The organism is Legionella clemsonensis (assembly GCF_002240035.1).
In the GTDB taxonomy this organism is placed as follows: domain Bacteria; phylum Pseudomonadota; class Gammaproteobacteria; order Legionellales; family Legionellaceae; genus Tatlockia; species Tatlockia clemsonensis.
Genome location: NZ_CP016397.1, coordinates 3,259,075 through 3,272,100, shown reverse-complemented (window position 1 = coordinate 3,272,100; position 13,026 = coordinate 3,259,075). Strand labels below are relative to the sequence as shown.

Below are 13,026 nucleotides of genomic sequence, written 5' to 3'. Positions count from 1 at the left end.
TTGACTGTAGCAGGTGCCGTTGATAAGAAGCAGTCCTTGGCTATTTTGTCAAATATTTTGCTTTGTCTGGAGAATAATCAATTATTACTCATCGCAACTGATTTGGAAATGGAAATTACCGCCCGAATAGATTGTGAGGTAAGCCATTCTGCCGGCAAAATCACTGTTCCTGCTAAGAAATTTATTGATATCATTCGTTCCCTTGATGACGATGCTACCCCTACCATGACATTAAACGCTAATACGGTGATTATTGGTGCTGGTCGCAGTAAATTCAAATTAGCCACCCTTCCTGCTGATGACTTTCCAGTTAGTGAGGATGAATTAAGCGAAGTGGAGTTTAAGATTGCGAAAGCAGATCTCATTCATTTATTGCAATCAACCCATTTTGCCATGTCTCAACATGATGTCCGTATTTTTTTAAATGGTTTACTCTTTGAACTAGATGGACAAAATATCACTGTGGTGGCAACTGATGGACACCGCATGGCTGTTTGTAAATTGAATTCGGAATTAAACAATTCTCACCATCGCTTTCTCATTCCCAAGAAGGGAGTGCAAGAGATGTTAAGATTATTAAATAACATTGATGATGATCAGATTGTTATTTTTGCGGGTAAGGGACATTTTAAGCTCTCAACGCAAAAATATACTTTTCAGTCGAAATTAATTGAAGCTCGATTCCCTCCCTATGCCAAGGCGATCCCCAAGCAGCAGGATAAATTTGTTCTTATTGACCGTGATTTACTTAAGCGTGCTTTGGCTCGTATTGTTATTCTTGCTCATGAGAAGTCCCGTGCTGTAGTTTTACACATGCAGTCTGGTTCGCTTACTTTAATTGCCAATAATCAAGAACAAGAAGAGGCAACTGAAATTTTGGAAGCACATACCGAGGGTAACGAAATTAAAATCGGTATTAATGCCAGCTATTTATTGGATGTGTTAAACTTTTTTGATGAAGGATTAATACGCTTATCCATGTCTACTACAGATAGCAGTATGTTGGTGGAATCCGTTCAAGATGAACATTATCAATATATTATCATGCCAATGAAGCTATGAGCCTCGCTCAATTGCAGATTCATAATCTCCGTAATCTCAAATCTGCTCGTTTGGATTTTCATCCGCATATTAATTTTTTCTCCGGTATTAATGGGAGTGGTAAAACCTCTATTCTGGAAGCAATTTATCTGCTAGGTAGCGGTCATTCTTTTCGAACGCGGGAAATTTTACCCCTGATAAGTCAAGGTGAAGAAACCATGACTGTTTTTTCTCGCACTTTTGATCAACAAACGATAAGTATTCAAAAGTCGCTCCATTCCCCCACTCAGGTTCGTATTAATAAATTAGCCTGTCAAAGTAGTAGTGAATTGGCTCGTTTTTTGCCTTGTCAGGTTTTTTATCAAGATATTTTTCAAATAATTGACGCCGGTCCATCTGTTCGTCGCTCTGTCATGGACTGGGGATTGTTTCACGTGAAACAGGATTATCATTCTTTGTGGAAAGACTATAAAAGAGCTCTAAAACAAAGGAATTTTCTTTTAAAACAAAAAGCATCGCCAAAAGAACTTCTACCATGGAATAGAATTCTTGATGATCTTGCTTCTCAATTGCATCATGCAAGAGAAAATTATTTCCTGCAATTACGGCCTAAATTTGAAAAAACGTTAGAGCAGCTTAGCAGTTTTCATTGTTCGCTTAGTTATTATAAAGGCTGGGACAAACGTGATACCGGAAAATCACTGGCAATTATTCTGGAGGAAAATTATCAGAAGGATGTGCTTCGTCAATTTACCCAATACGGAGCACATCAGGCAGACTTATCGGTTGCCAGTGAGGAATTTACGGCTAAACAATACTTATCACGAGGCCAGCAAAAGATTTTACTTTTTTCTTTGAAACTTGCTCAAGCAAGTATAATGTCTAAGCCATGTATTTATCTGTGTGATGATTTGGCTTCGGAACTTGATAAAGTTCATATTGAACGGCTGCTTAATTTTTTTCTTACCCTAGAGGGTCAATTTTTTATAACATCAACGCTACCTCTTGTTGATTCTTTAACCTCCCAAACGAAGAGCAAAATGTTTTCACTTGTTGATGGCAATGTTACCCAACAATAAATGTTTCACGTGAAACGTTTCCCGCTTTCTTACCTAAGGAATAGAGGACTTAAACCTTTATCATCATGTAAAAAAGTCTGGGCTGTGATACAATAAACTATTTAGTACCTATAGGCAAAGAGGACTCTTATGAGCGTTGACGCCAGTTATGATTCGTCAAACATTAAAGTATTGAAAGGATTGGATGCAGTAAGAAAACGTCCGGGAATGTATATTGGAGATACTGACGATGGGACTGGTTTGCATCATATGGTTTTTGAAGTGGTTGACAATTCCATTGACGAGGCTTTGGCAGGATATTGCAGTGAAATTCATGTAATCATTCATAGTGATGAGTCGATCACTGTAAAAGATGATGGTCGAGGTATCCCGGTAGATATTCATAAAGAAGAAGGTCGTTCGGCAGCTGAAGTCATTATGACGGTATTGCATGCTGGTGGTAAATTTGACGATAACTCTTACAAAGTATCGGGCGGGCTCCATGGCGTGGGGGTTTCAGTGGTGAATGCCCTCTCTGAAGAATTGCATTTGCTAATTCGTCGTAATGGTAAAGTACATGAACAGCATTATCGGAATGGAGTTCCGGATGCACCACTGGCCGTGACAGGTGATGCAACTTCGACTGGTACGCAAGTATGGTTTAAACCGAGTGCCAACACGTTTACTAACATAGAGTTTCACTACGATATTTTAGCCAAACGTTTAAGAGAACTTTCATTTCTCAACTCAGGTGTCTGCATTCATCTTTATGACGAGAGAACACAAAAGCGTGATACATTCCGTTATGAGGGGGGTATTCAAGCTTTTGTGGAGCACTTAAATCGTAATAAAACACCTATTATGCCGGTAGTATTTAATTTAATTGGTGAAAAAGACAACATCAGTGTTGAACTGGCTATGCAATGGAATGACTCTTTCCAGGAAACAATCTTTTGCTTCACTAATAATATTCCGCAACGAGATGGAGGTACCCACTTAGCGGGGTTCAGAGCTGCTCTTACTCGTACTCTTAATACCTACATTGAAAATGAAGGATTTGCTAAAAAAGCCAAGGTGATTACTACTGGTGATGATGCAAGAGAAGGATTAACAGCAGTACTGTCAGTTAAAGTGCCAGATCCAAAATTTTCTTCGCAAACAAAAGACAAATTAGTTTCTTCAGAAGTAAAAGCAGCTGTTGAATCTCTTGTTTCTGAAAAATTAAATGATTTTCTTCTGGAAAATCCCGCCATTGCCAAATCTATTGTTGGCAAAATCATTGATGCTGCACGGGCTCGTGAGGCCGCTCGTCGTGCCCGTGAAATGACTCGCCGTAAAGGTGCGTTAGATATTGCTGGATTACCTGGAAAACTGGCAGATTGTCAAGAAAAGGATCCTGCGCACTCTGAACTCTATATTGTTGAGGGAGATTCAGCAGGTGGATCTGCAAAACAAGGTCGTGATAGAAAGTTTCAAGCTATTTTGCCTCTTAAAGGTAAAATACTGAATGTTGAAAAAGCGCGGTTTGATAAAATGCTTTCTTCACAAGAAGTAGCTACTCTGATCACAGCTTTAGGTTGTGGTATAGGTCCTGATGAATATGACCCTGACAAGATTCGTTATCACCGGATCATTATTATGACTGATGCTGATGTCGATGGCTCACATATTCGCACATTATTGTTGACTTTCTTCTATCGTCAGGCGCCAGAACTTATCGAGCGCGGATATATTTATATTGCACAACCACCTTTATACAAAGTAAAACGTGGTAAACAAGAGCAATATGTAAAAGATGATGAAGCTTTATCTGAATATTTAACACAAAGTGCCTTGGATGGCGCTGAGCTTTATCCTGGTAAAGGCTTGCCGGCAATTGCACCAGTAGCTTTGGAAGATTTAGTATTAAAATACCGGCGGGTTGAAAAAATAATAAAACGCCACGCGAGACGCTATAACGAAGATATTGTGCGAAGAATGATTTACTTGCCCATGCTTCAGGTGGATGATTTTAATCATCATGAAAAAATTAATGCCTGGGCTAATCAGCTTCATTTAAGTTTACAGCAGTTAGGGAGCAAGACGCAGCAATACAAAGTAGAAGTGATTCATAATAAAGAAACAGATCACTATTTACCTCAGGTCACTATTACTCAGCATGGAATGGAAACTCCCATTCGTTTGAATGCAGAATTTTTCTTTTCAAAAGACTATAGAGAGTTAACTAGTCTTGGCTCTAAATTAGCTACTCTGATAGAAGAGGGAGCTGTAATCAAACGCGGTGAGAGAAGTCAGGAAGTAGAATCTTTTGAGGAAGTCCTTGCATGGTTAATGGAGGAAGCGAAACGGGGGCAGTCTATTCAACGTTATAAAGGACTTGGAGAGATGAATCCAGAACAGCTTTGGGAAACTACCATGGATCCTGAAGTAAGGCGTATGCTGCAAGTAAGTATAGAAGATGCTGTGGCCGCAGATGAAATCTTCACTACTTTAATGGGAGATCAGGTTGAGCCTAGGCGTGAATTTATTGAAAGTAATGCCTTGGAAGCTGAAAATATTGATATTTAACAATAATTCCTCTTTATGCGTCTTCTCGTTGGGTACTTTTCAGCATGTTTCATGCATTCGTTTGAAAGTGGCGTCATGGCCGCTTTTAAGGGTGTCTCAAACAGTGAGAGAACTATGTTTCAACAAAATGGTTAACTGTAACTGTCTTCTGATAACTTCGATGCAGAAAATCTTCTCTAGACCTCATTGATTTCCTCGTATCAGTTTGTGCAAGACAGCCACTACTTAAAAGGAAGTCATGATAATGCTTTATAAGCGAAGCCAATTTGACTTAAAATATCTTGATAAGTACATGAAGAGGAAGCAGGTTACGATAGTTCAGATAAAAAAAAGCCGCATCCTTGCGGCGAAGCACATCCATTGTGCTGGTCCCTAGTTTGACTTCCTGTCAGACAATCCTTGTCATCCTTTATGTATTCAGTATATCTCCTTTGTACAAACTGTCATCAAGGAATTCGCTGGATAGTTTGTAAGAAATTTCTCAAAGATGAAGAGGCATTTTCTTCGGAGCAGCCAGAATATTTAAAATAATACGCCCTTAATGCAGGGCGCAAAGAATTAATTTAAACCTATTTCTGTTGTTGATTGGTTCTCCGTTGTTTTCTCTTTTTCATCTGGAGAGCTAGGTATAGCAAATATACTATTGCGTCCAGGGGCAGTTAAAGCTTGTTCTTCCACAATAGCCCCAAATGGGATGTCTCTGTCATCAACTTTTGCCAAGGTTACAGAAAATATGGCATCAAGTTGTCTTGCTATACGGGAATATTGCTCTTTGGGAGTTACTGCTGCTAATCGCTCAGAAATAGCTTTTCTATCAGGAATCAAATGAGCGACCAAACCAGAGAATTCATGGAATAGTGAGATGCTATATTCAGGGCTGTTAAAAACCAGATGTGGCTCTTCACCCTGCAATAGTTGTATTAATCGATTTAAAATGCAGGCACGACCCACCGCTTCAGCAAATTTTTCATAGCATAAAGAGTGATGAACAGTTTGATTTAACTTATTGAAGCCATCACCTGGACATTGCAAGATAAGTTTGGTTATAAGATTTGTTCGCTGTTTCACACTTAGCTGTTGAATAGCTTCGCGACTTTCATTTAATGAGGCTCCCTTATCTTTAGTAATAAGTAACTCATAGGGATTTTCCATTTCAACTAACTCTTGCAGTGAATATTTCATGTTAATCTCCATAATATTGCCTGTGGTTGCATAGCCAATAACTGGTATATCCAGCCTCTAAATGATGCTCTACTGTTTAATACCTTGCGCTTTGAACAGCTTATAAGAGTTTGAAATTACTCCAGCCCTTGACGACAGACCGATTGGTCAATAAATTGTGATACAGGCTCTTCTATAGTAACGAAATCGAATAGGGATGCAATAAGCAGAAAATTAGTATCTTTAGTTCATGGCCTTGAGAGAATCTGAGTCAGCAGACTACGTTTGGTAAAGCCAACGAATATATTTTTTTATTAAGATGAAGAGGAAAAAATATTTTTTAGGGAGCACTTAAGTTTTTTTTTTCACAGACGACAATAACAATAATAAGTAGTTGCCTGAATAAAATAATAATAAGGAGTGGGCAATGTCTAAAAATCATCTCTTACAAGATCCCTTTTTAAATGAATTGCGAAAGGAGAAAATTCCTGTCTCTGTTTTTTTAGTGAATGGAATAAAATTGCATGGCATAGTAGATTCTTTCGATCAATACGTGGTGATGTTAAAAAATTCAGTCACACAAATGGTTTATAAACACGCAATTTCTACTGTAGTCCCTTCACGCATGGTAAAAATACCTGCTGGTGACGAAGACGGAAATGTGGCAGACTAGCTGTTTTAATTTTAAGCGGAAGTAAAGCCTTGTTTGAACGACCACAAGGAGGAGAACGTGCCATTCTGGTACAATTGGCACTACCCGGCATTGATACTGTAAAAGCGATGGCTGAATTTAAAGAATTGGCAGTATCAGCACAGGCGGAAGTGATGGCTTGCGTAGAAGGGGCTCGTTCTACTCCAGAAGCAAAATATTATGTGGGTTTAGGAAAAGCCGAGGAAATTAAACAGCAAGTATTGGCGTATAAAGCGGAGCTGGTGTTAGTCAATCATGAACTCTCACCCTCTCAGGAACGCAATCTTGAGCGTTTGTTAGAATGTCGCGTTGTTGATCGCAGTGGCCTGATTCTTGATATTTTTGCTCAGCGAGCCAGAACTTTCGAAGGGAAACTACAGGTCGAGCTTGCGCAGCTGCAGCATTTATCAACACGTCTGGTCCGAGGGTGGACCCACCTTGAAAGACAAAAGGGAGGAATTGGTCTACGGGGTCCTGGAGAAACTCAGTTAGAAACAGATAGACGTTTATTACGTGAGCGAATTAAATCTATCAATAAACGACTGGAAAAGGTAAGGCGCAGTCGTGATCAGAATCGTCGAGCCCGACAAAAAGCAGCATTACCCACTGTATCCTTAGTAGGATATACGAATGCTGGAAAATCAACCCTCTTTAACGCCTTAACGGGTGAGAACATTTATGCAGCTAATCAATTATTTGCCACGCTTGATCCTACAATGCGTAAAGTGGAATTACCGGGAGCTGGTTCAATAATTTTAACGGATACAGTAGGCTTTATTCGTGATCTTCCTCACCAATTGATAGAAGCCTTCCGAGCAACACTGGAAGAAACTCAGCAAGCTGATTTATTACTGCATGTTATTGATGTTTCCGATCCTCATTGGCGAGATATGGTGTTTGCGGTAGAGCAAGTATTGGATGAGTTAGGCGTTAAAGATCTCCCCATGATCCAGGTCTTTAATAAAATAGATCAACAGGAACATTGGGAAGCCAAACTTGAGCAGCAGGAAGAAGGTTTTAAAGTCTGGGTTTCGGCAAAGACAGGTGCAGGTCTTAATCTCTTACAGCAAGCGATTGCTACTCAATTTCAAGGAGCAATCATCGAGGAAGAAATTTCATTGACCCCTGCAGAGGCAAAGCTGAGAGCTACGCTTTATGAGATGGATGCGGTAATTGATGAAAAGGAGGAAATAGAAGGGGGTTGGCGTTTAAAAATTAAGTTAACAAAAGAACAAAAACAACGTCTGTGGAAATTCAATTAGGCGATGTTTCTTAGTATGGGTAGCATGGACGCAAGAAAGGCCACACTGACACAAGCGCTTGCAAAGGATCTATTGCTCCCCTTTCACCAATTAAAAAACATAAGGAATAATTTTATAAGGCACTAATTGACAGTAAATTTGCCAATAAGCGCCGTATTTTTTAGAGCAGCGCTTGTCGTCTCTAAAGGCACGATCGAAGAGTAAAACCGATAAAAAGCAGACATAGAAATAAGGGGCGAAATGATAAAATAAAGCAGGAACCGACCAGAAAAAGGCAGCAGCAATTTCCGGCAGATAATGAAAATGTCGAGAGACACCCCACCAACCAGAGCTTAGAAGGATATTTTGTTTTTGCTCTCCTGTTTCAGTGTAATAACTAGCTACCATAACCCTGGGAATCTTTCCCCAAATCTTACAGTTTCCTGCAGTGGTGCGTACAAGTTGCCTTTGTCTATCAGCTAGATAATTAATTAAAATACTTATTGTTCCGGCAGCAAAAATGCTAATGGCAAGCCAGTGAGATAGCGGATGAGGATGCATCACCAGATACATGGTTGGAGAGGTATAAATGCATGGTACCCACACCAGACAGCCCCAGCAAATATAAAAACCTGCACGATCATGCATGATATCTAAAGAACCAAGATAACCAGTTTCCCAAAAGAAAAATTTGGTAATATAAATAAATTGCAAAGCAACAGCCACTATCATGGCATTGGTTAAACCGAAAAGAACATGCTGCTTAGCTGCGTAGGAAAGTAAAATTAACCCCCAGCTCATCATGCCTAATCGACAATTAATAAACATTTTAAGATTAATACCAAACAACGAGGGGTAAAGTTCCGTCCCCCAGTAATAATCAAAAATAAGATTATGACTTATGCCTGCATCTGTGGATGAAGGGGCAAAGCGCCCCTTTAAATAAAGAAGAGCACAGAGAATCAAACTAAAGCAATTTAGTGCCCCCACAATAGCGCCAAAATTGTCATAGATAATAGTTGCCGGAAAAAGCTGCAAATAAAAACTGGCAACGCCAAAGCAAACGACGGTAATGAGAAAAACAGCAAGACCATTAGCCCGGTAAATGGGGATATTGCCTTTAGCAGTCACAGGTCCATAGAATAGTTTTCCTTTTACTAACTTAGTTAATAAAAATTCAAAGAGGATAAAAGAAAAAAGAATTGCCCAAGCTGTGGAAGAGCCAAAAAAAACAGGTCGCCAAATAGTATATACCGTTTGAAAAAAGCCTTCTTTTAAAATGAGTTGCCATAGTAAATTTAAAGAGCCGTGTAAGCTGGTATTGGTGTACCACATAAGAATGGCGAAAGGAGGACAACTTAAAATTAAAAATAATGGACCCAGTGTGCTACGAATAAATTTCATCCCTGATCCTAGAATAATTGCACAGCGTTTATCCGAACGTGCTAAATAAAAAATAGTATCTTTTTGATGTTATAAGATCAAGCATGTGTTGCCGGTGAACTGTCCTATAGCTCTTATTACATGTTATTTTTATGTAGGCAAACCTGCTAAAAAAACTGGGTACATTAAGAAGTTGATAATTAACTTTTCTTTGACAGGAATTACCTTTATTGTTTGACTCATTAATAATTGGTTATTCGAAATATGCTTCGCTCCTATTTATTTTCTCTTATGCTACTTCTCTCCATTCTTTTGGGAGGAATCGTTGGTTATTCGTTTGAACAGGTTAAGCTGCTGAAGCCGATAGGTGATATTTTTCTGAATTTAATTTTAACCGCGATTGTACCTCTTGTTTTCTTTAGTATTGCTTCTGCCATTACAAAAGCCGGTTCATTAGGAAGAGTTGGAAAAATTCTCTCTCGAATGATCCTGGTCTTTCTTATGACAGGTTTAATCGCCGCTTTGTATGCTCTTTTGGTAGTAAAGATTTTTCCTTTAGCAAATAATTTTTCATTACAATTTGCTTCTCCAGCCAACACCGCAGTGCCTGATTTTTCTGAACAGATTGTAAATATTTTTACCGTTTCGCATTTCAATCAATTGTTTTCTCATGAGCATATTTCTGCGTTAATTATTTTTTCCCTGATAGTGGGTTTGGCTCTTGCTTCTATTGATGGAAAGGGCACCACGTTTGTAAAATTTTTGCAGGAGGGGGAAATCCTTTTCATGCGGGTTATTTCCTTGATCATGTATTTCGCTCCTGTTGGTTTCTTTGCCTACTTTGCGGTATTGGTTAACGAACTTGGTCCAAAATTGGTAGAAAATTACCTTCGTATTGGGGTCATTTATTATGCTTCTTCGGTGGTTTATTTTATTATAGTATTTAGCCTCTATGCATATTTTTCAGCCAAGTTAAAAGGACTTAAATTATTTTGGCAAAATATTTTTTTACCGGCGACGACGGCATTGGCTACTTGCAGTAGTGCAGCAAGTATTCCTGCTAATTTATTTGCCACTAAAAATATGGGCATTTCCCCTGAGATTTCTGAGACAGTCATTCCTTTAGGTTCCATCGTCCATAAAGATGGCTCAGTAATTGGCGGCATTTTTAAAATTGCCTTTTTGTTTGCTGTGTTTCACCTGGATTTCACCGGATTGCATGTTTTATTACCTGCAATTATCGTCTCAATACTAGTAGGGACTGTTATGGGAGCCATCCCAAGTGGAGGAATGATTGGGGAATTATTAATACTTGCTGTTTATGGCTTTCCCTCCTCGGTTTTACTTGCAGTGGCAGCGATCAGTGTCATTATTGATCCAATAGCTACCATGCTCAATGTAACAGGTAACACTGTCAGCAGTATGCTTATTGCCCGATTGGTAGATGGGAAAAAATGGTTTATTCCAAAGAATGCAACGCTTAGTGATTAGATGTTTTTAATTTATTTTCTCTGAAAAAATCCTTTAAATAATTGGACGCATCATCACCTAGACATTCACTAAGTTGTTCCAGCTTAGAAGAGTTGTGAGCTAGTTTCGCCAGCACCGCGCTTTTAATTGCTGGGGAGAAATTTTCTCCCGCATTAAGAATCTTGCTTAGCAGTACATTCTTCTCTAATGCTGGTGAAGAAGGAAAGAATCTGGAAAAGCTTCTTCGAGTGGATTCAGGGAAGAGTAAAGCATTAAAAACTAAGTCGTTGATTGATGTGTTATTGCTGGCTTTAACAGTGCAGCCTTCAGTAAGAAATAATTCTTCGAATAATAGGTTTATTGCTAAAGAATTATTCACAAGCATTTCCTCTATTTTGGGGTGATTTTTTTTAATCAAAAAAAATAGACAGGGTTCTTTGGGATTAAATATTACAGTATCATCAATTAACTGATAAGAAGGTGTTAGAAAGAGTAATCTTAATATTTGCCGCAACACTTGCGGATGTGTTTCAGTTGTTAAAAAATCAACTACTAGGTTATCCGCTTGTGGTGTGTCGTAACGTACTGCCCCACAACGCATAATAATTTGTAAAGTCTCTAATTTTTCCCTCTCTGTAAATTGGTGAAAAGTTGCAATACTTAGAGGAGTTAAAGCAATTCCCAAGCCTATCATTTTTTCATATAGAATAGTTTGCGAATTTGCCTCTTCTGAGTCAACCAAAGTTTCCTGGGGAGGTAAATTTATACGAATAGGGGCACCTCGAAGATCACAGATTTCCAAGTTTAATTCCAATATATTTTTTAAGTAGTCAATCATCAATGAGGCGGTAAAGGTAATTTCTAACTGTGGATGTTTTGATTTTAATGCCCTGTAGAATAATACTTTTTCAAAACTACTGAAGTTAATAAGAGAATCTAGCTGCGTATTGAGATAAGCTAATATTCGATTTTTCTCATGGGAATTACCTGCAATATTGAGATAGTAATTTACATGTTGAGTTAGCGCTTCTGAACTAATACTATACTCTGTAGTTTTTTGTTGCTTTTCATCGGCATAAAACAATGGATTTTGCTTTAGACAATCAATAAATCCCATAAATTGCTGATAGGGTTCACTACTTAAAGAATGACGCAAAATCATCAAAAAATTCGTTAACAAATTTTTATCGGCAGCAAAATAAGTTTGTAGTGATCGTGTTTCAAGTAATAGGGTCTCTTTATTTTTGGTATAGAAATCAACCAGAACTTTTACCGGCGTGGATTTTTCATTAACCAGGCTGAACCATTCCCCAAGCATCTTGTATTGTTGGGAGGTTACCATTAGCGCATTGTAAAATTTTTTCTTCCAGCCCATGGCTTGATAAAAAATTATTTTTGATAAAGACAGGGCTTCTGAAAAACTCTGATCACCTGTTAAAAGATTAATAGGTTCTGAATTTTCCATCAATGCTCTCATTGAATCCTTATGTAGGGGAAAGGGATTGATAATACGCACTAATTTATCGGCTGCAGATTTTTGCGCCTCGAACTCTTCTGCCGATATTTCATTCATTAAAAAATTATCCTCCTTTTTCTTATAAATTAAATAAATAGGATTGTTAGGTTGAGGACTGTAGGTTATTTGTACCTGATTAAAAGATTCTAACTCTTTAATAAAATCTGCAGACTCCAACACGTTTGCTTTACTTTCTGCGCTCACCTCCTGATGAGGTGAAACCTGCAGTGGTAAAATAATGTCTAACTCTCTCTGTTTTGAATCAAGGATTGCAAATGCAATAAAGCGGGCAGGCGTTGCTCCCGTGCGTGAATTGAATAACCTGTTGAAATAGCCAAAATAGAGCACTCTGTTTGCTGAAAATATATCCGGAGGTAGTTTTGCCAGATCTGTTGCATGAATTTGTGCCGGTTCGTTAAATTGCTCTACATAGATTCCCAAACTTTTCTCGCCAATGCCTGAAGTTAAAAAAGTTGAGCCAGGTACCACTGTTATTGAACCCTGGTTTGTGTGCTGATATTCAATGTCATAATCATATTCTGTAAATGAAATCACCGGTTTTCTCGTGTCGGCGAGTAGCATTGCCACAGGGGTAGTTAGAAAGTGAGGGGTAGGGTAGATAACCACCAGATCTGAGAGTGAAACCGCGTGAGATAATTTTTTTTGACCTGGTTCAGAATTCATGTTGTGAATAATTTGATAGTTCATCCCGCTGCGAAATAAATTACGGACAGGCATTTCATCTTCTTTTTGGACTTGTACTACCACTGTAACGGCAAATTCCGCCGAATTTTCACCCCAGGATTCCAATAAATACTGCAATTTGGCTGCAGCACTTGGATCGCCTAAGGTTTTTTGAGGGGCATGGGTAAGAATGAGAATTCTTTTCATAGCTGT

Annotated in this window: 9 protein-coding genes; 6 read left to right on the top strand and 3 right to left on the bottom strand. The window is 38.6% G+C overall.

Annotated elements, in window-relative coordinates:
• The 3 genes from dnaN (at nucleotide 1) to gyrB (ending at nucleotide 4,667) form a co-directional block, all read left to right on the top strand.
• The gene (dnaN, locus tag clem_RS00005) at nucleotides 1-1,062 is read left to right on the top strand and encodes a DNA polymerase III subunit beta (protein ID WP_269766799.1); all 1,062 of its coding nucleotides are present in this window, start codon (nucleotides 1-3) and stop codon (nucleotides 1,060-1,062) included.
• The gene (gene recF, locus clem_RS14650; RefSeq protein WP_094092219.1) at nucleotides 1,059-2,120 is read left to right on the top strand and encodes a DNA replication/repair protein RecF; all 1,062 of its coding nucleotides are present in this window, start codon (nucleotides 1,059-1,061) and stop codon (nucleotides 2,118-2,120) included. Before dnaN ends, recF begins: the two co-directional genes overlap by 4 nt.
• Nucleotides 2,121-2,249: 129 nt before the next feature.
• Nucleotides 2,250-4,667, top strand: coding sequence for a DNA topoisomerase (ATP-hydrolyzing) subunit B (gyrB, locus tag clem_RS14645; protein ID WP_094092218.1), 2,418 nt, complete (start codon nucleotides 2,250-2,252; stop codon nucleotides 4,665-4,667).
• Nucleotides 4,668-5,225: 558 nt separating this feature from the next.
• On the opposite strand, the gene clem_RS14640 is transcribed toward gyrB, so the two are convergent.
• Entirely contained in the window at nucleotides 5,226-5,849 is a 624-nt protein-coding gene (locus tag clem_RS14640) for a hypothetical protein (protein ID WP_094092217.1), read from the bottom strand.
• 406 nt (nucleotides 5,850-6,255) lie between these two features.
• On the opposite strand from clem_RS14640, the gene hfq reads away from it, so the two are divergent.
• The gene (gene hfq, locus clem_RS14635; RefSeq protein WP_094092216.1) at nucleotides 6,256-6,501 is read left to right on the top strand and encodes an RNA chaperone Hfq; all 246 of its coding nucleotides are present in this window, start codon (nucleotides 6,256-6,258) and stop codon (nucleotides 6,499-6,501) included.
• A 29-nt stretch (nucleotides 6,502-6,530) separates the two neighbouring features.
• On the top strand, nucleotides 6,531-7,781 hold the full coding sequence (hflX, locus tag clem_RS14630) for a ribosome rescue GTPase HflX (protein ID WP_094092215.1): 1,251 nt from the start codon (nucleotides 6,531-6,533) through the stop codon (nucleotides 7,779-7,781).
• A 90-nt stretch (nucleotides 7,782-7,871) separates the two neighbouring features.
• Here the strand turns inward: hflX and clem_RS14625 are convergent, their stop codons facing one another.
• Entirely contained in the window at nucleotides 7,872-9,164 is a 1,293-nt protein-coding gene (locus tag clem_RS14625; protein WP_094092214.1) for a phosphatidylethanolamine N-methyltransferase family domain-containing protein, read from the bottom strand.
• A 270-nt stretch (nucleotides 9,165-9,434) separates the two neighbouring features.
• Between clem_RS14625 and clem_RS14620 the strand changes: the two genes are divergently transcribed.
• Nucleotides 9,435-10,634 carry a dicarboxylate/amino acid:cation symporter gene (locus tag clem_RS14620; RefSeq protein ID WP_408606872.1) on the top strand — a complete coding sequence of 400 codons (1,200 nt, stop codon included), beginning with the start codon at nucleotides 9,435-9,437 and terminating at the stop codon, nucleotides 10,632-10,634.
• On the opposite strand, the gene clem_RS14615 is transcribed toward clem_RS14620, so the two are convergent.
• Nucleotides 10,624-13,020: a hypothetical protein gene (locus clem_RS14615; RefSeq protein WP_094092212.1), complete on the bottom strand. Its 2,397-nt coding sequence runs from the start codon at nucleotides 13,018-13,020 to the stop codon at nucleotides 10,624-10,626. The two genes, clem_RS14620 and clem_RS14615, sit on opposite strands and share 11 nt — an antisense overlap.
• Nucleotides 13,021-13,026 lie beyond the last annotated feature (6 nt).

Excerpts from the sequence above, each read along its gene's own strand:
- hfq (WP_094092216.1), top strand. The coding sequence starts at position 6,256 with ATGTCTAAAAATCATCTCTTACAAGATCCCTTTTTAAATGAATTGCGA.
- clem_RS14615 (WP_094092212.1), bottom strand. The coding sequence starts at position 13,020 with ATGAAAAGAATTCTCATTCTTACCCATGCCCCTCAAAAAACCTTAGGC.
- clem_RS14620 (WP_408606872.1), top strand. The coding sequence starts at position 9,435 with ATGCTACTTCTCTCCATTCTTTTGGGAGGAATCGTTGGTTATTCGTTT.
- gyrB (WP_094092218.1), top strand. The coding sequence starts at position 2,250 with ATGAGCGTTGACGCCAGTTATGATTCGTCAAACATTAAAGTATTGAAA.
- clem_RS14625 (WP_094092214.1), bottom strand. The coding sequence starts at position 9,164 with ATGAAATTTATTCGTAGCACACTGGGTCCATTATTTTTAATTTTAAGT.
- clem_RS14640 (WP_094092217.1), bottom strand. The coding sequence starts at position 5,849 with ATGAAATATTCACTGCAAGAGTTAGTTGAAATGGAAAATCCCTATGAG.
- recF (WP_094092219.1), top strand. The coding sequence starts at position 1,059 with ATGAGCCTCGCTCAATTGCAGATTCATAATCTCCGTAATCTCAAATCT.